The sequence below is a fragment of the Actinoplanes italicus genome, from assembly GCF_003001815.1.
GTDB lineage: Bacteria > Actinomycetota > Actinomycetes > Mycobacteriales > Micromonosporaceae > Actinoplanes > Actinoplanes italicus.
Window position 1 is genome coordinate 392,689 of the sequence record NZ_PVMZ01000004.1, and the last position, 17,823, is coordinate 410,511.

The window sequence follows — 17,823 nt, forward strand, 5'->3', positions numbered from 1 at the left end:
CTCAGACCTCCACCCGGACCACGGCCCGCAGCCAGAACGCGCCGATCGCCATACCGATCACGGCGACGCCGAGCATCAGCAGGCCCAGCGGTTCGGTGAACAGCGGCCGCAGGTAGTCGGGCTGCATCAGGTGGATCACCAGTGCGGTGAGCGGCGGCATGCAGCCGAGCACCCACGCCGAGATGCGGCCCTCGCCGGACAGCGCCCGGACATGGCGTTTGATGTAGGCGCGCTCGCGCATGGTGTCGGCGGTGGTCTGCATGACCTCGACAAGGCTGCCGCCCACCTCCCGCTGCAGTCGCAGGGCCATCACCAGCCAGACCATCTCCGGGCTGTGCATCCGTTCGCCGACCCGCTCCAGGGCGTCCTCGAAACTGCCGCCGATCCGGGTCTCGGCCAGCGCCCGGCGCAGTTCGGACGCGACCGGGCCGGCGTCGTCACGGACGGCCGCCTCCACCGACTGGTGCAGGGTGAATCCCGCCCGCAGCGAGCTGGTCATCAGGTTGAGCGCTCCCGGCAGTTCGTCCCCGAACTGCCGTTCCCGCCGCTGGATCAGCGTCCGCAGCACCGCACCGGCCACGAGATGACCGGCCAGGGCGCCGGCCGGCAGACCGACCGGCCAGAACACCAGGAACGCGCCCGCCGCCGCCGCGGCGGCGGTGACGGCCAGGCGGACGACCAGCCACTCCGCCGGGCGCAGCGGGCCGCCGACCCGGTCCAGCAGCGGCTCGTCGCGGGCCGCGAGCCGGGCCAGCGGCGCGATCGCCTCGACGTGGCGGCCGGCGGGCCCGAGCAGCCGGCGGACGAGGTGTTCCGGCTCGTCCGCGGTACGCACCGAGAACAGGCGCAGGACCGCGAGCCGCCGCTGCATTGGGGTACGCCCGAAGATCGCGTCCAGGGCCGCGTATCCGGCGAGGAAGACGGCCGCGCCGCTCAGCAGCGCGACCGCCACCAGGATCACCATCCGCGGCCCGCGAAGAGGGTCGGCGGCAGGACGACCCCGTACGGCGCCATCGCGTCGAGGAAGTTCGGCCGGATTCCGGTGGCGCGCAGCGCGCCGCCGCGGGCGTCCGGGGCGTACTCGTGCAGGAAGATGTCCTGCAGGGTGATGACGTCGCCCTCCATGCCGACCACCTCGGTGATGTGGGTGATCTTGCGGGTGCCGTCCTTGAACCGGTTGACCTGCAGGATCAGGTCGACCGCGGAGGCGATCTGGTCGCGGATGGCACGGCTGGGCAGGTCCATGCCGGCCATCAGCACCATGGTCTCCAGCCGTGACAACGCGTCGCGTGGCGAGTTGGCGTGCAGGGTCGTCAGCGAGCCGTCATGGCCGGTGTTCATCGCCTGGAGCATGTCCAGGGCGGCGCTGTCACGGACCTCACCGACGACGATCCGGTCCGGTCGCATGCGCAGCGCGTTGCGGACCAGATCGCGGGTGGTGATCGTGCCTCTTCCCTCCGAGTTCGGCGGGCGCGACTCCAGCCGTACGACATGGTCCTGATTCAGTTGAAGTTCGGCGGCGTCCTCGATGGTGACGATCCGCTCGTCGGCGGGCACGAACCCGGACAGCACGTTGAGCACGGTCGTCTTGCCGGACCCGGTGCCGCCGCTGACCAGGATGTTGCGATGCCCGCGGACGCACCCGTCGAGGACCTCCGCGGCGGCCCGGGTCAGGGTGCCGTAGCTGAGCAGGTCACCGACGGTCAGCGGCACGGCCGCGAACTTGCGGATGGTCAGCGTCGAGCCGTCCAGCGCGATCGGCGTCACGATCGCGTTGACCCGGCTGCCGTCGGGCAGGCGGGCGTCCACCATCGGGCTCGCCTCGTCGACCCGGCGCCCCACCCGCGAGCAGATCCGGTCGATGATCCGGCGCAGGTGCGCCTCGTCGTCGAACTCGGCGGCGACCCGTTCGATCCGGCCGAACCGCTCCACGTAGACCGAGTGCGGGCCGTTCACCATCACCTCGGTGATCGACTGGTCGCGCAGCAGCGATTCGATCGGCCCGTGCCCGAGAACCTCGTCGACCACCTCGCGCACGATCCGGGCCCGGTCGGTACCCGACAGCGGGGTCTCCTCCCGGGCCAGCAGCTCGTTCAGCGATTCACGGACCCGGGAGTCGAGGTCGTCGCCCTGAGCGCGGTCGGTGCCGTACAGGGTGGGTCCGAGCTCGTCGGCGAGGCGGCGCTGGATCCGCAGGCGGACCTCGTTGACCTGGTCGGGTGCCTGCGGTCGGCCGCCGGCCCGGCGGCCGTCGCCGGGGCCCCGGTCGGCCGGCGGCGTGGACCCGGCCGCCTGCTGGCTCTGGGCTTTGTGGGCGGCGGCCAGACGTGCCGACAGGCTCATCGCCGGCTCCTCCTGATCCCGAGGAACCTGCGGTGCCGGGTCGGCTGGGTCTCCACCCCGGCGCACCGGTCGGCGAGTTGCCGGATCGCCCGGCTGACCGGGTGCATCGGGTCGGTCATGGCCAGCGGCTCGCCCTGGTTGACCGAGACCGGCACGTCACGGCTCGACGGCACCTGCACCGCGAACGGCATGCCGACCGCCTCCTCGACGTCGGCGGTGCTCAGCCCGACCTCGGTGTTGGCCCGGTTGAAGACCAGCAGGCGGTGATCCTTCGGGTAGTCGAGCAGGTCGAACATCTCCGAGGTGAGCCGGACCGATTTGAGGGCCGGCAGGTCGGGTGTGACGATCGGGATGAACCAGTCGGACATGTCGAGCGCGGCGAGGACCTGGTCGGTGACCACGGCCGGGGTGTCCACCACGATGAAGTCGTAGACCGGCCGGGCCACGTCCAGCAGTTCCACCACGAACTCGCGGGGCACCCGTTCGCCCTCGGCCGGGCTCGGCGGCGCCAGCAACGCGTCCAGGCCGGTGCGATGGCTGGAGACGATCGAGCGCAGGCCCGGCTCGTCCAGGCGGCCGCTCATCGGCAGCCCGCCGGTGATGTTGCGCTGCGGGGACAGTCCCAGCATGATCGCCACGTCGCCGAACTGGAGGTCGAGGTCGAGCAGCAGGACCCGGCGGCCGCCTCCGGCGAGCGCCACGGCGAGGTTGGCGGCGACCATGCTGCGTCCGCAACCACCCTTACCAGCAAAGACGGTGATCACCCGGGCGTACGGGGCGGCCTGCTCGGTCGTTCCCCGCAGCGTGCTGCTCAGCGCCTTGGAGAGGTCGATCGACCGGATCGTGGCGGCCTTCAGCCCGTCGTGGTCCGCCTCGGCGACGATCTCTCGGATGCCGGAACGCAGGCACTCCAGCACCACGTCGGGTTCCACCGACCTGCGGATGAGCACGACCCCGATCAGGGGCCGCTGCAGACGCTGGTAGGCGGTGAACATCAGCGCCTCGCCGAGGTCGACCGTGGCGCCGATGATGACGAGGATCGTCTCCGGGTAACGCGGCAGGTGCTTCTCGAGGTCGGTCATGCTGGTCAGCAGCGTGCAGCCGGCCTCACGGAACGACGGTCCGACCTCGGTGCGGCGGGCTTCGTCGGGTTCGACGTACACGTAGAGAGTCATCGGTACAACCCGTCGGTGTCGACTCCGCCGCCCGGTGTCACCTGTACCGAGGTGCCGGGCATGGCCAGGTAGAGCGCGCAGTAGCGGGAGGCGTGCACCAGCCGCTGGGCGTCGGTCGGGCCGACCGCGAGCGTCACCACGTACCGTTCGGTGTCCGGTCGCGTGGTGGGTGTCGGCTCGGGCAGGACCTCCGCGGCGGCGCCCGCCGACGGCGACGGCGTGCCGGGTTCGGGGGCCTCCCCGATGGCGAGGACGCGGGTCCGCGGCACCAGCGCGCGGGTGCGCGGCGGCGGATCCCCGGCCGCCGGCTCCAGGGGGCAGCTGCTGTACACCGTCACCTGGTCGCCGGTGCTCACATCGCCGGCCACCTGCGGCGCGATGCTCAGGGCGACGGTCACGGCCAGCTTGTCGCGGGGCACGGCGAGCCGGCGGCTGGGCGCGGCCGATGGGGCAGCGGTCCGGAACAGTGGTCGCATGAGCAGCTGGCTGGGCTCCAGGACGGCGGCCAGGCGCAGGTCGTCGAGGACCGGGTCCCAGCTGGTCAGCGTGCCGGCCGGTACGGTCTCCGCCGGGACCAGGATCCGCTCGGTGAGCTTCCTGACCTCGGCGCCGACGGTTTCGGCCGGGATGCGTTCCCTGGCCACCAGCACCCACACGCCCTGCTTGCCCTCCAGCGCCCGGCGGTCGGCGCCCCGGACGTACGACACGATCGCCGTCGCGCTGATTCCGGCCAGCAGGAGCGCGGCGAGCAGGATCAGCACACGCCGTCGCATGACTCCACCATCTCAGTTCAAGGTCATCCGGTACGGCCGATCACGGTGACTCCGAAATTCCGGCCGCTGCCGAAGGCCTTCGGCAGGTGCTCCGGCACGACGGACTTGGTGAAGTAGCCGTAGATGCACAGCTGGAGACCGCACAGCAGCTTGGCGATGCCCGGAACGAGGCCGGTCAGCGACGACGCGGAACCCACCAGCCCGCCGAGACCGCCGAGCAGGCCGGTGTACCCGGTCACGACGAACGAGGCGAAGCCGATGACGCGGTACCTGGCCGGAAACAGGTTGGTCAGGAAGCTCTGCACCTTGTCGTAGATGGGCACCAGCACGGGTGTGCCCTTGGCCCGGGCCGACGCCAGCGCGTTCGTGCAGTTCACCGCCGTGCTCAGGGTGGTCAGCGTGAGGGTGAGCGAGTCGATCCAGTACTCGGGGGTGATCGTCGGCGCGATGGTGAGCTGGCAGGCCGCGTTGGGTGTGCCGAGCCAGGCGTACCCGCCCGGGGAGATCTGATCCCAGGAGTTGTTGCAGGGCGACAGCGGCGGATTGCTGATCGTGATCGCGTTGTCCAGCGGCGGTTGCAGGCCCAGCAAGGAGTACACGCCGGTTTGCTGCAGCAGCGGGTCCAGCAGCGGCAGGCCGCGGAAGACGCTGTTGCGGCCGGTGATGCGTTCCCAGTCGCACAGCGAGACACCGAGAGCCAGGACCGTGGCGCTGGCCGGGGTGCCCCAGGCGACCCGTGCGCAGGCGCCGACCTTCTTACCCTGATAGGCGGGGCCCAGCAGCGGTTTGGCGAACACCGGCGGCACCAGCGTGCCACCGGTCGTGGTCCGGGTGCTGGTGCGTACCTCGACCGAGTCGTAGGTGCCGGTGATGGCCGGCGGCGCCGGGCAGGTGACGGTGGTGTTCCAGGTGCCGCAGTTCTGGTTGTTGAGGCACGCCCGCGCGTCCGCGTGGTCGTCCTTCGCGTTCTTGACCGCATAGGCCCGCGCGTTGTCCGACTGGGTGGCGTTGTTGCAGTTCGCCGTCGACGGATCGAAGACGCAGGACTGGGCCGCCTTCCAGGAGGCGAAGTCGGCGCCGCTCTGCAACTGCTCCCGCTCGGAGTAGAGGAGGCCGACGTCGATCACCACGGCACCCATGCCGAACAGCACGGCGGTGCTGAGAAAGAGTGCCACCAGGGCGCCGACGCCACCGTGCTCCCCACGGGGTGGCAGGACAGCCCGGCGCACCCGGCGGATCAGCCGACGCACGACATCACGCCCTTGGCGCTGACGGTGATCGGCGACGACCGGGATATCCAGGCCAGCAGCGGTGTGGCGGGCTGGAAGGTGTGCTGGACCCGCACCGTCGAGTCGTTGCCGAGCTGGGACGCCGCCGCGCACACGGCCACCCCGCCGGTCGGGTAGGTGAGTGTGACACGGGCTCCGGCCACGGCGGTGACCTTGGCTCTGACCTGGTCGGCGGTGCCGTTCAGGGCTCCGAGCCGGGCGCCCTCGCGGGCGGCCTGGGTCAGCTGGATCTGCTGGTGCAGCAGCCGCCCCATGTCGACGATCCCGGTGAGGATCAGCAGCAGAAGCGGCAGGACGAGTGCCATCTCGATGATGGCGGCGCCGGTGTCGTCCCGGGCCGGCCGCCCTGAAGCGGGCGGCCGGGACGATGACCGGACACGATCAGAGCGCGGTGATGATCGACTGGAAGAGGGTGCTGATCTCTCCACGCAACGCGATGAGCCCACCGATGAGGGCGACCGCGATGAGCGCCACCAGCAGCGAGTACTCGACGATCGTCGCACCCTCGTCGGAGCGGTGCTGGGCGCGCAGGTACTCGACGAGAAGCTTGAACTGGTCCACGGGTCTTCCTCACCTCCGGTGGCCACCTCCCCAGTGGCCTGTGCCCTCTGGATCGGATGCGCGACGTGGGGCATGAGAAAGCCTCGGTTGCTGATCGATTATCGGTTGGGAGAAGAAGAGTTCTGCGCCAGGACCGAACGCAGTGTCCCGGCGAGGACGTCCGCGGTGAACGGCTTCGAGATGAACGGTGAGCCCACCTTGATCAGGCCGCGCTTGATCGCGATCTCCTCCGGCAGCGCGGACACGTACACGACCTTCATGCCCGGTCGTACGGCGATGGCCGACCGGGACAGCTCACCCCCGGAGACGCCGGGCAGCCCCAGGTCGGTGAGCAGGACGTCGATGTCCCCGTCGTGCACCCGGCACGTCATCAGCGCACTGACGGGGTCCTTGGCCGCCAGCACCGAGAAACCACGCATCTCGAGCATGGCCGTCGCCATCTCACGCAGGTCAGGATCGTCCTCGACGAGCAGCACGACCGGCCCCTGCCGTTCCGTGGTCTTCCACATGATCCCTGTCCCAACCGAGGAGACAAACCGGTGCCGAACCCGTCAAACCCACATCGATCACGCTATCGAGTCGGCCTCGGCGACGGCGGCGAATCAACGAATAGCGATGCGCCACCCGGACTCGGCCCGATCGCCGGCTATCGGATCCCGCACGCCACGAGAACCCCCAGGTGAACGGCGTCCCACCCCTTCGCCGGAGGTCGTTCCCGGGCGGGGGGGGGGGACGCCGTTTTGACGCGGTTCGCGGTGGGCATGAGAGGGCCATGCAGCCAATCGATCAATTCGGGACCGCCACACCCACCGAGAGCTCGCCCGTCACCCGGGTCGATGCCGGCATGATCGTCGTGGACTCAGCGGGCGACGACGCCGGGAAGGTGAGCGCCGTGCAGGCGCCGGGCACGAACGTCCGCCCGGACACCGCGGCCGGGGTCGCCGAGGTTCTCATGGGCACCGGCTATCTGCGCATCGACGGCACCGGGGCGCTGTCCAACGACACCTACGCGTCCGGCGAGCAGATCGCGGACATCGCCGGCGGTGAGCCCGGAACCGTACGGCTGAACGTGCGCCGCGACGAGCTGCACCGCGCGACCAGCTGATCCAGGCGGGGGCGTGCCGAAGGGGCGGGGCCTGGGACTCCCTCGCTTGGACACGCTCCCAGCACGGGCGTACATTGATGTGCCTCTATCAGTTAGGGAGGTGCCCATGCGCCGAACGATCGCCGCCTGCAGTACCCTCGCCGCGCTCGCCCTGGGCGCGGCCGCCGTGGTGGCGACCGGCCCGCCGGCCGCCGCCCTCGAGCCCGATCTGGCCGATCCACAGACCGTCGCGACCGGCCTGACCGTGCCGTGGGGTCTCGGATTCCTGCCCGACGGCAGCGCACTGGTCGCCGAGCGCAACAGCGGCCGCGTGCTGCGCGTACGCCCGGGCGCCTCGCCGTCGACCGTGACCACCATCGCCGGCGTCTCCGCCACCGGGGAGTCGGGCCTGCTCGGCCTCGCGGTCTCCCCCACCTTCGCCCAGGACAACCTGGTGTACGTCTACTTCACCTCCGCGAGCGACAACCGGATCGCCCGGTTCCGCCTGGACACACCGCAGACCCAGCAGGTGATCCTCAGCGGCCTGGCCAGGGCGAGCATCCACGACGGCGGGCGCATCGCGTTCGGCCCGGACGGCATGCTGTACGCCGCCGTCGGCGACGCGGCCGTGACGTCGAACGCCCAGAACCAGCAGAGCCTCAACGGCAAGATCCTGCGCATGCGGCCCGACGGCGGGGTGCCCGCCACGGGCAACCCGTTCCCCGGCTCGCTGGTCTACAGCCTCGGCCACCGCAACCCGCAGGGACTGGCCTGGGACGCGCAGGGCCGCCTGTACGCCTCCGAGTTCGGCCAGAACACCTGGGACGAGGTGAACCAGATCGTCGCCGGGGCGAACTACGGCTGGCCGACCGTCGAGGGACGCAGCAACGACACCCGCTTCCGCAACCCGATCGTCGTGTGGACCACCGCCGAGGCGTCACCGTCCGGCGCCACCATCGACGGCCGGACGCTGTACGTCGCGGCCCTGCGCGGCCAGCGCCTGTGGTCGGTGCCGCTGGACGGCGCGGGCGGAGCGGGCACCCCGGTCGCGCTGCTGCAGGGTCGTTACGGCCGGCTGCGCACCGTGGAACGCGCCCCGGACGGCGCCCTGTGGGTGACCACCAGCAACCGCGACGGCCGGGGCACCCCGGCCACCGACGACGACCGGATCCTGCGCTTCCCGCCGATCGGCTCCCCCAGCACGCCACCGGCGTCCGCGTCGGTTTCGGCTCCCCCGCCGGCCGGGGCCTGCTCGGTGCGCTGGACGGCCGACCAGTGGGGCAGCGGCTTCACCGCGAACGTCGCCGTCACGAACCTCGCCGCCGCCCGCACCTCGTGGACGCTCACCTTCACGTTCCCGGGCAACCAGCGGGTCACCAACGCGTGGAACGCCACGGTGACCCAGTCGGGCACCGCCGTGACCGCACGCAACGTGAGCTGGAACGGCACGCTGGCGAGCGGGGCTTCGGTCACGTTCGGGTTCCAGGCCACCTACAGCGGCACCAACACCAGGCCCACCGACTTCAGCCTGGACGGTACGAGCTGCACGGCCTCCTGACTGACGGGCCCGGTCAGGCGACGGTGACCCGGTAGGTGACGGCCACGGTGAACCCGGGGCCGTCACCGCCGGAGTGAATCACCACATGCCGGGATGAGCGGAAGACGCTGCGCCGGGCCGGCTACGCCCGCTCTCGCCTACGGATTCCTCGTCGCCGGCGGCCTCGCGCCACCCTGACCAACCGCCCTCTGAACAATCACGTACGACGGCCGGCACATTCGTCCCCACCGGGATAAAAATGTCGCCGGTTCTTTTTCGGCAGATCACAGACGAGCCCGGCAGGCTTATGCCCGCCGTCCGAGGACGTGTCCGGGACAAGGCGCTGACCAGCCCGGACACTGTCCCGGCCGTCCGGGACATCGGTTGTGTCTTGCCGCCCGGCCGATCGATTCGCAGATTGGTGATGTGCCTCGCGGGAATCGCCTCGCCGGCACACCACATCAGTCGGCTACAGAAATAGGGGGACGCGATGTTCGCGTTTCAGGAATCGGCTCGCCTGCGTCCGGGACGGTTGGTGGCCAGAATCGCTGCCGTCGCTGCGGTCGCCGTCAGTGGCCTGGCGGTGAGCGCCGGCCCGGCCGCCGCCGATGCCAGTGGGTGCACGCCGGCGGCATTCGGGATGGTGTGCGGCTCGGTGTACGGGAGCGGTAGGTACGTCTCGGACGCCGGGGTCGCTCGCGACAAGGTCACGCCGGAGGCGATCTGCGACTACCAGGGTGTGCTGACCGTCTACAACAGCGGTGGGACGCGAATCTATCAGGAGCGGAGCCCGCGTCACGGCGGCTGCAACTACGGGCGGGCCTGGTTCGACTTCTACCCCAACCGCTACTTCCCCAACAACTCCAAGCTTTCCCTCTCCTTCTACGAGCGGGGCGTCCACCAGGGGACGACCAGCTTCAGGATCTACCAGTGAGGGCGCCGTCCGTACTCAAGCGCGTCGGCGTGGCCGCTGCCGCCGGGATGGCCCTGGCCACGAGCGGGTGGATCGCGCCGGCTCAGGCCGCCAGCCGCACCGACTGCACCACCCTATGGGTGCGTTCGGACCAGTCCGCGGACGTCTGCAAGCACTACCAGGCAGTCGGAGGCGGCTACTACGACGGCTACGTTCAGGTGACCAGGGCCAGTCAGCACGTACGGGTCGTCGCCTCGATGGACGGCGCCACCAGCACCGTCACCAGAGCAGGCGGGACCGGCAAGCGGAACTTCTCCTCGATCCGTCAGGCCTACCTGCAGGCGTGCTTCGGCACGGGCTCCGCGTGCACGGGCTGGTGGTAGGACCTTGATCCGGGCCGAGTCGAACGGGTGTCTCGCCGTTCGGCTCGGCCCGCTGGCCCGGTCTGACGCAGGCGTCACCCGCGGTGATGCCAACCCCGGGTGCCACCACCGGTTGCCGGCCTAGCCGCCACCCGGCTGCTGTACCGATGTCCGGGAGGCCCGGGCGACCGGTCGCAACGAGAACTGCTGATCGGCCTCGCCCGTGCACTCGCTCTGCTTGGCCTCGGCGCCGGAGTCGACGTCCGCCGGCCCGCCGAGCGCACCGATACACAACCCACTGTGCAACGGCCGGATCCGGAAGCCACCACGGCGCGGATGATCTGACGGCTCCAGGAAGAACCGCTGGTGCGGAGCACCCGCACAGTCGGCCGGTTGCAGCAACGCACCGGCTTTGATCAGCGCGTCGTCCACGCTGAGACATCCCACTCCTTCGACCGGGTTGTGCCAGCGGATCTCGTAAGCGCCGGCGATCCCCGTCGCCGCGAGAAACGTGTCCGGCGCGACGTCGCTGCACGGCCGTTGCACCGCCAGCGGCCGATCGGTGCGCTTGTTGCGTTCCCGCCCTTCTCCGAGACATAGGCTCTGGTCGCCGATGTGGGCGGGAACGATGTGATACCAGCCGTCGACCGGCAGCGTCCTTGAGGTACCGGCCGCCGGTGACGAGGTTTCGATCGAAGGGCGCATGCCTTCGGCGTCCACTTCGCGATCCGCTGCCAGAACTGCGACGCTGGCCCCCGCGACCAGCACGGCGGCCGACAGGACGACAATCCCGCGTAGTTTCCGCCAGGAAGCACCGGCACGGAGAGGGACCCGCGCCGGAGTCCTGCTGCTGTGCGAGGTCTCGGTGATCGGCGGGCCTGCTTCGGCCAGCCGATTCCTGGCCTGGACCCACGCTTCCACATGTTCCTGTCCAGCACAGGCTCGAACGAACGCCGCCACCAGGTCGGCCCTCGGTAGCGTTTGACGACGCAACACGTCGGCCACGGTGCTGCGCGGCAGGAGATCTTGATTGCGCGCGGCGATCGTCTCCAATTGCCGGAACGTGTGCCCCGATTGGTCCTTGAGCCGTTTCAAGGCGGCCAGGAACTCGAGGGTGTCGCGCACAGCTTCCGGCCGAGTCTGGTCTTCATCCACGTACAACGATGATTCCGGGGTCTTTCCTGGGCGGCAAGCCACTCGGGCCGCGCGCGGGAACACATGGCGGTCGCCGGGCTGACCGCGGGTACGACGACACGGGCGTACGTCCGCGCGGTGATGGGACTCGACCGGTGGAGCCTCTACAACCGGCCGTGAGAAGCGTCCGATGCGCGCCGGTAACGGTCGGCCAGCCGGTCCAGGACGGCCACCACTTCAGGTGCGCCGGCGACGGTGAAGTCGGCGCCGAGCATGCCGGGGTACAGGGCGAGCATCTCGGGGTGGTCGGAGCCCGGCGAGAACGCGCACCGCTGCTCGCCGAGTTCCTCCACGTCGACCGGGATCGGCAGGCGGCTCCGGACGTGGTCCGCCGGGGCCTCCACGACCACGCGGGCCCGGTAGCGCCACGTCGCCTCACCGACCCCGCGCCTCATCAGGGCCGGGCCGCGACGCTTCCCCGTCGCGGCCCGCCGGGCTCAGTCGGCGCCCGCGGGCACCGGCAGTGCGGCGCCGGGGCGTACGAGGCCGGACTGGTAGGCGGCGACGACGGCCTGGGTCCGGTCCCGCAGGCCGAGTTTCATCAGCACCCGGGCGACATGGGTCTTGATCGTCGCGTCACCGACCACCAGGTGCTCGGCGATCTCCCGGTTGGACAGGCCGTACGCCATGAGCACGAGCACCTCCTGCTCGCGACTGGTCAGCTTCGCCAGCACGGCCGGGGACGGCGCGGCCGGCTCGGGACGCGACGTCAGGTCGTCGAGCAGGTTGCGGGTCACGGCCGGGTCCAGCCAGGCCTCGCCGGCCGCCAGCGCGCGCACCGCGGCCACCAGCTCCTGCGGCGCGGCGTCCTTGAGCACGAAGCCGGACGCGCCCGCGCGCAAGGCTCCGTAGACCGCCTCGTCGACGTGGTAGGTGGTCAGGATCAGCACCCGCGCCGTGCTGTCCTCCTCGGTCAGCTGCCGGGTGGCCGCGACACCGTCCATACCGGGCATGCGAACGTCCATGATGATCACATCCGGACGGACGGACCGGGTCAGCTCGACGGCGGCCGCCCCGTCGCCGGCCTCCGCGACCACCTCGACATCGGGCTCGGCCCGCAGCAGCATGGCCAGGCCGGCGCGTACCAGCGGTTGGTCATCGGCAAGCAACACCCGGATCGGCATGGGTCCCCCGTGCTCGGCAACGTCGACGCGGACAGCTTCCCTCGCCCGCCGGTAGAGCGCTGTCAGGGATCGGTCACCAGCGATGCCGCCGGCACCCGCAACGGCCGGCCGGCCAGGGGCAGGGCCGCCGACACCCGGAAGCCGCCTCCGGGGAGGTAGCCGGTGGTCAGGGTGCCGCCGACGGTGCGGACCCGCTCGGCGAGCGACGCCAGGCCGTGCCCGGCGGACAGGCCGGACAGCCCGGTCGCGGCGGCGCCGTCGTTGTCGACCCGCACGGTCAGGGTGTCTCCCCAGACGAGGCTGACCCGGGCCCGCGTACCGGGGCCGACGTGTTTCAGCGCGTTGGTGAGTGCCTCCTGCGTCACCCGGAAGGCGGTCAGCTCGACGCTCGGATCCACCGGACCGGCGTCGCCGGTGGTGTCGAGGTCGACGTGCAGACCCGCCTGCCGCACCGTGTCGATCAGCGACTCCAGGCTGGTCAGGCGCGGTGCGGGCGTCATCGACGGGGTCGTGCCGCCGGACGCCTGCAGCACGTCGAGCAGCCGGCGCAGTTCCGCCATGGCCTGCTGGCCCGCGGTCTGGATGTGCAGCAGCGCCTGCCGCACCCCGTCGATGTCGTCGTCGGGCAGCCGGGCGGCGCCGGCGGCCTGCAGCACCATCAGGGTCACCGCGTGCGAGACCACGTCGTGCAGTTCGGCGGCCAGCCGCCGTCGCTCGGCGGCCACCGCGTCCTGACGGGCCCGGCGGCGTTCCTCCTGCAGGGCGCGGACCCGTCGCCGGTGCCGTCGCACGAGCGTGCCGACGCTGCACGCCGCGGTGTAGACCACCGCGAACATCAGGATGGTCACGAGGAACTCACCGACCCGGGCCTCCGGGTACGGTTCGACCCGCACCGAGTCGACGGCGCTGAGCACCGAGCGGGTCACCGCCGCGCCGAGTGCCGCCGCGGTGACCGCCGGGCGGCAGGTCACGGCGACGACGTACAGCGCGACCACCAGGGCCGCGGTCGGCCGGTACTCGTGAAGGACGAACCACACCACTCCCGCATGGGCCCAGACCAGCGCGAACACCAGGACGGGCGCCCGCCATCGCCATGCCAGCAGGCCCACCCCGAGCACCGCGGCGGCGATCTGCGCCTCGCGGCGTAACGGCCCGGTGCCGGTGTCGTGGATGATCGCCGTCGAGGCGGTGACGAGGTCGAACAGGCACAGCAGCGCCAGGAAGACGGCCTCGCGGGCGAGCCGGCGACCCGTGGGGCCGCCGGCTGCCGGGGCTTTCGCCGCTGTCGTCGCGAGGTGGGTCACGTGCTGGTGGGCGGAGGGCAGCCGATGCCGAACATCCGGCACAGCCAGGACAACGGCTCCCCCTCGTCGTCGTTCGGCGGTGGCGGGGCGGCGACCGCCGGCACGGACACCGGGGTGTCGGTCAGCACCGCCCGCTGCGCGGCCCGGGCCGCCGCCGTCCACCGAGCGTCGTCCGTGCTCTCCAGAGCCCGCAGCACGTCGGCGACCTCCCGCCGCCCGGCCGAGGGCTGCCCGCCGCCGGCGACGAGCCGGGCCACCACGAGCTGCCAGTCACCGCGCGGCAGCACATCGACTCCCCGCAGATCGACGGCCCGCACCTCGTCGGCGCCGGGTTCGACGGCGAACAGGCGCAGCGGCTCGCCCTCGGTGATCGTCGTGCCGGCGGAGGCCCGCAGCAGCACGTGGCCGGCGTCGACGCTGAGGCCGTGGCCGATGTCGGACCAGCCGGTGCCGGCGGTCTCGCGTTGCAGGACCAGAACGGGTGACTCGTCGAGGTGGCGGGTCATGTGGGTGCTCCTTGGTGTCGTCCGGGCGGGCGTCCACCGGCCCGGGTCAGGTGGATTGTCAGGCATGGATGCGCACGAAGGGGTCGGCAAGCCGACATCAGCGGCGTGCCGGGCCAGTGCCGCGTACCCCGGCACGGTCGCCAGCAGCTCGTCGTGGGTGCCGAGGCTGGGACGGGCGCCGTCGAGGAAGAGGATCCGGCGGGCGCGCCGGGTCGAGCTGAACCGGTGTGCCACCACGACGAGCGTGCCGCCGCGGGCCGCGAAGGCCGTCTCGGCGAGGGCTTCGGCGGCGGGGTCGAGGTGGCAGGTGGCCTCGTCGAGCACGACGATGCCGGCGGGTGACAGGTAGACGCGGGTGAGGGCGATGAGCTGGCGTTCACCGGCGGACAGCTGATGCGCGGGGGCGGTGATCACGGCGTCCCAGCCGCCGAGGCGGGTCACCACGGGCGCGAGCCCGGTCGCGGCCGCGGCGGCGGACAGGGTGTGATCGTCGGCGTCGGGGCACAGGTACATGACGTTCTCGCGGACGGTGCCGGCGAACACGTACGCCTCCTGCGGGATCAGCGCCACCCGGTGGCGCACGGTGGCGGCCGGCAGTTCGGTGACGGGGATCCCGCCGAGCAGCAGCCGCCCGCTGCCGGGTCGCAGCATGCCGCTGAACAGGGCGGCCAGTGTGGACTTGCCGATCCCGCTGGCGCCGACGACGGCGAGGTGGTCGCCTTCGGGCACGGTCAGATCCAGGCCCTGCAGCACCGGGACGGCGTGCTGCCCGTACCCGAAGGTCAGGTTCTCCGCCTCGAGATCGAATCCGGGACCGGCCTCGGCGGTGCCGTCGGCGGCCGGCTCCGGTGCCGCGCAGGCCAGGTCGAGCCGGCGCAGGACCGCGCGCATCCGTACCGACCAGGAGCCGAGCGTGCCGATCAGGGCGCGGACCGCCGGTGCCAGCGTGACCACCAGGTAGGTCAGCGCGCCCACCACCTCGCCGACGGTCGCCGCCCCGGTGCGCAGCAGCATCGGTGCGCACACCGCCACCAGGACCACCGGCGCCTGCGTGCCGATCACGAGGACCACGCTGCGTACCGCGTCGAGGTGCGCGAAGCGCCGGGTGGCGTGGGCCTGCCGGTCGATGGCGGCGCCGACCTCGCCGGTCACCCGGCTCGTCGCGCCGCAGGCCCGGATGTCACGCACGGCGGCGAGGGCGGCGCCGGCCTGTGCGGCCACCGTCTCGTCGGCGGCGATCAGCTCGTCCTGCCGCCGGGCCAGCGGGCCCAGCAGCGCGCCGTACAGCAGCCAGGCCAGCAGCAACGGCACGCCGACGAGCCCCGCGATCGCCGGCGCCAGGGCGAGCAGCCCGGCCGTCGCGGCTACAAGCGCGGTCACCACCTGGCGCAGCGTGCGCAGCAGGGTGCCGACCAGGGTACGTACCGTCTCCACCTGCCGGCCGAGCTGCGCCACCGCGGCCAGATCGGGCCGGGTCCCGGCCACCGCACGCCGCAGGGTGGCGTCGACCACCGCCCGGACCAGGGCGTCGCGCATCGGTTCGACCGCGGCCGACAGCCACGGGTAGGTGCGGGCCACCGCGACCGCCCGGACCGCGGCGGCGACGCCAAGCAGGCTCAGCCAGGCCAGGCCGGTCATCGGCTCCTGGCGCAGGAACCCCCGGTCCAGCGCGGTCGCCACCAGCAGACCGCCGGTGAGCGCCGGCAGCGCCTCGACGGCCGACCAGAGTGTCAGCAGCACGAACGGCCGTGAGCCGGGCAGGCTCCGCCGCAGCAGCGGCCAGCCGGCGATCACGGCCGTGTCCCGGTGCCGTCGGCGAAGACGGCACGGTACGCGGGGTCGCGCCACAGATCCCGGTGCGGCGCGACAGCGCGTACCCGGCCGCCGTCGAGCCAGGCGACCAGGTCGGCCCGGCCGGCGGTGCCGGCCCGGTGGGTGACGACGACCCGGGTGTCCCCACCCGCGGGGCCGGTGAGCGCCTCGGCGATCTGCGCCTCGGTCACGGCGTCCACGCCCGCGGTGGCGTCGTCCATGACGAGCAGCCGCGCCTGCTGCGCGAACGCGCGGGCCAGGCCGAGCCGTTGCGCCTCCCCGCCGGACAGGGCGACCTCGGGCAGAGCGGTGGCGTAGCCGTCGGGCAGCCGGTCGACGAAGTCGTCGATGCGGGCGTAGGCCGCGGCGCGCCGCACGTCGGCGTCCGTCGCGGCGGGCCGTCCGTAGGAGATGGCGTCGGCGACCGTGGCACCGCACAGGTGCGGGCCGGCGAACGCGTAGGCGGCGGCACCGGTCAAGGCGTCCGGTGGCCGGCCGTCGAGCAGCACGGTTCCCCGGTCGGGGGTGAGAAGCCCACCGAGGGCGTACGCGAGCGTCGTCTTTCCGGCGCCGTTGCGGCCGACGAGCGCGACGGTGGTGCCGGCGGGGACGTCCAGGTCGACGTCGCGCAGGATCGGCCCGCCGTCGTCGCCGAGCACGGTCAGGCCGCGTACGCGTACCTCCCCGGCTCCGGGCGGGAGTGTCTCCGGGCGTCCGGGTGTCGCGGCCACCGGTCGGGCCAGGACCTCGGCGACCCGGCGGGCGGCCGAGCGGGCGAACGCGATGCCCTGGAACGCCTCGATCTGAGCCACCATGCCGAGGGCGAGGACGACGTACGCCGCGGCCGCCAGGAACTGCCCGGCGGTGATCCGTCCGTCGGCCACACCGATCCCGGCGACGGCCAGCACCGCGAGTTCGATGAGCGCGGTGAACAGGGTGGTCTGCCAGCCGACCCGGCGTTGTGCGGTCCAGCCGGAGTCGCCGGCCGCACGCAGTGCCGGGAGCGGGGCCAGAACGCGTTCGATCTCGCGTCCGAGCGTTCCGGCGGCGCGGATGGTGCGGGCGCCGGCCAGCGCGTCCCCGAGCCGGCCGCTGATCTCGGCCTGACGGGCCTGATAGCGGGTGAACAGCACCGACGTGTCGGTGATGAACCGCCTCAGCACGATCGCCGAGACGGGCACCGCCAGCAGGAACACGGCCGCGCACCGCCAGTCGACAAGCCACAGCGCGGCGAGCCCGCCGATCGAGGTGAGCACGCCGATCACGGAGCCGGCGGCGGCGACCACCACCGGCGGGGTGCCCGCGGCGCTCACCACGAGGCGGCTGGTCAGGTCACCGGTGTCGAAGTGCCAGGCCCCGCGTACGCCCAGCCGGAACGCGTGGTCCAGGAGGCGGCGGCGCAGCGCGCGGGTGCCGCGGGCCACGCAGGCCGCTTCGGCGACGGTGTTCACCACTCCGGCCACCGCACCGGCGGCCAGGCAGGCCGGCAGGGCGAGGACCGCCCAGGATCCCGTGCGGTGCAGTGCGGCGTCCACCGCCACGGCCAACAGGTAGGGCGTGAGCAGGGCGAGCCCGGCGATGGTGAGCTGGGCCAGGGTCAGGGCGGCGGCCCAGCCGGTCATGTCCCGGGTGCAGCGGATCAGCAGCCGGTCGCCCTCGCGGGCGTAGCGGGCGGGTTCACGGGTCATGGCTGTCGGCCTCCGCGCGGTGGCTACGACGGTGGAACGGCCCTCACCGGATCGCGGTGAGGGCCGTTCCCGCCGTCACGGGCAGTCGAACGTGGTGATGTAGCTGAAACAGGGCCAGGCCTTGGTCGGCATGGTGTCCTCCATCGCCTGCAGGTTCA

At 72.1% G+C, this 17,823-nt stretch carries 18 protein-coding genes and 1 pseudogene; 5 read left to right on the forward strand and 14 right to left on the reverse strand.

Annotation, left to right across the window (positions count from 1 at the left end):
• Position 1 precedes the first annotated feature (1 nt).
• The 8 genes from CLV67_RS13105 to CLV67_RS13140 all read right to left on the reverse strand — a co-directional run bounded on the left by CLV67_RS13105 (position 2) and on the right by CLV67_RS13140 (position 6,650).
• On the reverse strand, positions 2 to 964 hold the full coding sequence (locus CLV67_RS13105) for a type II secretion system F family protein (protein ID WP_106317877.1): 963 nt from the start codon (positions 962 to 964) through the stop codon (positions 2 to 4).
• Positions 958 to 2,343, reverse strand: a complete 1,386-nt coding sequence (locus CLV67_RS13110; protein WP_106317879.1) for a TadA family conjugal transfer-associated ATPase — start codon at positions 2,341 to 2,343, stop codon at positions 958 to 960. Before CLV67_RS13110 ends, CLV67_RS13105 begins: the two co-directional genes overlap by 7 nt.
• Entirely contained in the window at positions 2,340 to 3,518 is a 1,179-nt protein-coding gene (locus CLV67_RS13115; RefSeq protein ID WP_106317881.1) for a CpaE/TadZ family protein, read from the reverse strand. The genes CLV67_RS13110 and CLV67_RS13115 overlap by 4 nt, the downstream gene beginning before the upstream one ends.
• A complete protein-coding gene (locus tag CLV67_RS13120) occupies positions 3,515 to 4,291 on the reverse strand; it encodes an RcpC/CpaB family pilus assembly protein (RefSeq protein ID WP_106317883.1) in 777 nt (258 codons plus the stop codon). Before CLV67_RS13120 ends, CLV67_RS13115 begins: the two co-directional genes overlap by 4 nt.
• A 23-nt stretch (positions 4,292 to 4,314) precedes the next feature.
• Positions 4,315 to 5,541: a pilus assembly protein TadG-related protein gene (locus CLV67_RS13125; protein WP_106317885.1), complete on the reverse strand. Its 1,227-nt coding sequence runs from the start codon at positions 5,539 to 5,541 to the stop codon at positions 4,315 to 4,317.
• Complete coding sequence (locus CLV67_RS13130; RefSeq protein WP_275414877.1) at positions 5,529 to 6,026, reverse strand: TadE/TadG family type IV pilus assembly protein; 498 nt, start codon at positions 6,024 to 6,026, stop codon at positions 5,529 to 5,531. The genes CLV67_RS13125 and CLV67_RS13130 overlap by 13 nt, the downstream gene beginning before the upstream one ends.
• Positions 5,962 to 6,141 (reverse strand): Flp family type IVb pilin, encoded by a 180-nt coding sequence (locus tag CLV67_RS13135; protein WP_203736911.1) that lies wholly within the window; start codon positions 6,139 to 6,141, stop codon positions 5,962 to 5,964. Before CLV67_RS13135 ends, CLV67_RS13130 begins: the two co-directional genes overlap by 65 nt.
• Before the next feature lie 98 nt (positions 6,142 to 6,239).
• The gene (locus tag CLV67_RS13140; protein WP_106317889.1) at positions 6,240 to 6,650 is read right to left on the reverse strand and encodes a response regulator; all 411 of its coding nucleotides are present in this window, start codon (positions 6,648 to 6,650) and stop codon (positions 6,240 to 6,242) included.
• 263 nt (positions 6,651 to 6,913) lie between these two features.
• On the opposite strand from CLV67_RS13140, the gene CLV67_RS13145 reads away from it, so the two are divergent.
• The 5 genes and pseudogenes from CLV67_RS13145 (at position 6,914) to CLV67_RS13160 (ending at position 10,058) form a co-directional block, all read left to right on the forward strand.
• Positions 6,914 to 7,246 carry a hypothetical protein gene (locus CLV67_RS13145; RefSeq protein WP_106317891.1) on the forward strand — a complete coding sequence of 111 codons (333 nt, stop codon included), beginning with the start codon at positions 6,914 to 6,916 and terminating at the stop codon, positions 7,244 to 7,246.
• A 106-nt stretch (positions 7,247 to 7,352) separates the two neighbouring features.
• Positions 7,353 to 8,402: pseudogene (locus tag CLV67_RS13150) on the forward strand (PQQ-dependent sugar dehydrogenase); the annotation flags it as partial.
• Positions 8,403 to 8,480: 78 nt separating this feature from the next.
• Positions 8,481 to 8,783 (forward strand): cellulose binding domain-containing protein, encoded by a 303-nt coding sequence (locus tag CLV67_RS54715; protein ID WP_373873127.1) that lies wholly within the window; start codon positions 8,481 to 8,483, stop codon positions 8,781 to 8,783.
• 514 nt (positions 8,784 to 9,297) lie between these two features.
• The gene (locus CLV67_RS13155; protein ID WP_146169083.1) at positions 9,298 to 9,696 is read left to right on the forward strand and encodes a hypothetical protein; all 399 of its coding nucleotides are present in this window, start codon (positions 9,298 to 9,300) and stop codon (positions 9,694 to 9,696) included.
• Entirely contained in the window at positions 9,693 to 10,058 is a 366-nt protein-coding gene (locus tag CLV67_RS13160; RefSeq protein WP_106317897.1) for a hypothetical protein, read from the forward strand. The genes CLV67_RS13155 and CLV67_RS13160 overlap by 4 nt, the downstream gene beginning before the upstream one ends.
• 120 nt (positions 10,059 to 10,178) lie before the next feature.
• On the opposite strand, the gene CLV67_RS51015 is transcribed toward CLV67_RS13160, so the two are convergent.
• From CLV67_RS51015 to CLV67_RS13190, 6 genes are all read right to left on the reverse strand, one after another.
• Positions 10,179 to 11,192, reverse strand: coding sequence for an RICIN domain-containing protein (locus tag CLV67_RS51015; RefSeq protein ID WP_146169085.1), 1,014 nt, complete (start codon positions 11,190 to 11,192; stop codon positions 10,179 to 10,181).
• Between the two features lie 143 nt (positions 11,193 to 11,335).
• The gene (locus CLV67_RS13170; RefSeq protein WP_106317901.1) at positions 11,336 to 11,626 is read right to left on the reverse strand and encodes a hypothetical protein; all 291 of its coding nucleotides are present in this window, start codon (positions 11,624 to 11,626) and stop codon (positions 11,336 to 11,338) included.
• Between the two features lie 42 nt (positions 11,627 to 11,668).
• Positions 11,669 to 12,355: a response regulator gene (locus CLV67_RS13175; RefSeq protein ID WP_106317903.1), complete on the reverse strand. Its 687-nt coding sequence runs from the start codon at positions 12,353 to 12,355 to the stop codon at positions 11,669 to 11,671.
• 62 nt (positions 12,356 to 12,417) lie between these two features.
• Positions 12,418 to 13,701, reverse strand: coding sequence for a sensor histidine kinase (locus tag CLV67_RS13180; protein WP_106317905.1), 1,284 nt, complete (start codon positions 13,699 to 13,701; stop codon positions 12,418 to 12,420).
• A complete protein-coding gene (locus CLV67_RS13185) occupies positions 13,656 to 15,959 on the reverse strand; it encodes an ATP-binding cassette domain-containing protein (RefSeq protein WP_106317907.1) in 2,304 nt (767 codons plus the stop codon). The genes CLV67_RS13180 and CLV67_RS13185 overlap by 46 nt, the downstream gene beginning before the upstream one ends.
• A complete protein-coding gene (locus CLV67_RS13190) occupies positions 15,956 to 17,665 on the reverse strand; it encodes an ABC transporter ATP-binding protein (protein ID WP_203736912.1) in 1,710 nt (569 codons plus the stop codon). Before CLV67_RS13190 ends, CLV67_RS13185 begins: the two co-directional genes overlap by 4 nt.
• Positions 17,666 to 17,823 lie beyond the last annotated feature (158 nt).

Excerpts from the sequence above, each read along its gene's own strand:
- CLV67_RS13115 (WP_106317881.1), bottom strand. The coding sequence starts at position 3,518 with ATGACTCTCTACGTGTACGTCGAACCCGACGAAGCCCGCCGCACCGAG.
- CLV67_RS13140 (WP_106317889.1), bottom strand. The coding sequence starts at position 6,650 with ATGTGGAAGACCACGGAACGGCAGGGGCCGGTCGTGCTGCTCGTCGAG.
- CLV67_RS13175 (WP_106317903.1), bottom strand. The coding sequence starts at position 12,355 with ATGCCGATCCGGGTGTTGCTTGCCGATGACCAACCGCTGGTACGCGCC.
- CLV67_RS13120 (WP_106317883.1), bottom strand. The coding sequence starts at position 4,291 with ATGCGACGGCGTGTGCTGATCCTGCTCGCCGCGCTCCTGCTGGCCGGA.
- CLV67_RS13145 (WP_106317891.1), top strand. The coding sequence starts at position 6,914 with ATGCAGCCAATCGATCAATTCGGGACCGCCACACCCACCGAGAGCTCG.
- CLV67_RS13190 (WP_203736912.1), bottom strand. The coding sequence starts at position 17,665 with ATGACCCGTGAACCCGCCCGCTACGCCCGCGAGGGCGACCGGCTGCTG.
- CLV67_RS13110 (WP_106317879.1), bottom strand. The coding sequence starts at position 2,343 with ATGAGCCTGTCGGCACGTCTGGCCGCCGCCCACAAAGCCCAGAGCCAG.
- CLV67_RS13105 (WP_106317877.1), bottom strand. The coding sequence starts at position 964 with ATGGTGATCCTGGTGGCGGTCGCGCTGCTGAGCGGCGCGGCCGTCTTC.
- CLV67_RS13170 (WP_106317901.1), bottom strand. The coding sequence starts at position 11,626 with ATGAGGCGCGGGGTCGGTGAGGCGACGTGGCGCTACCGGGCCCGCGTG.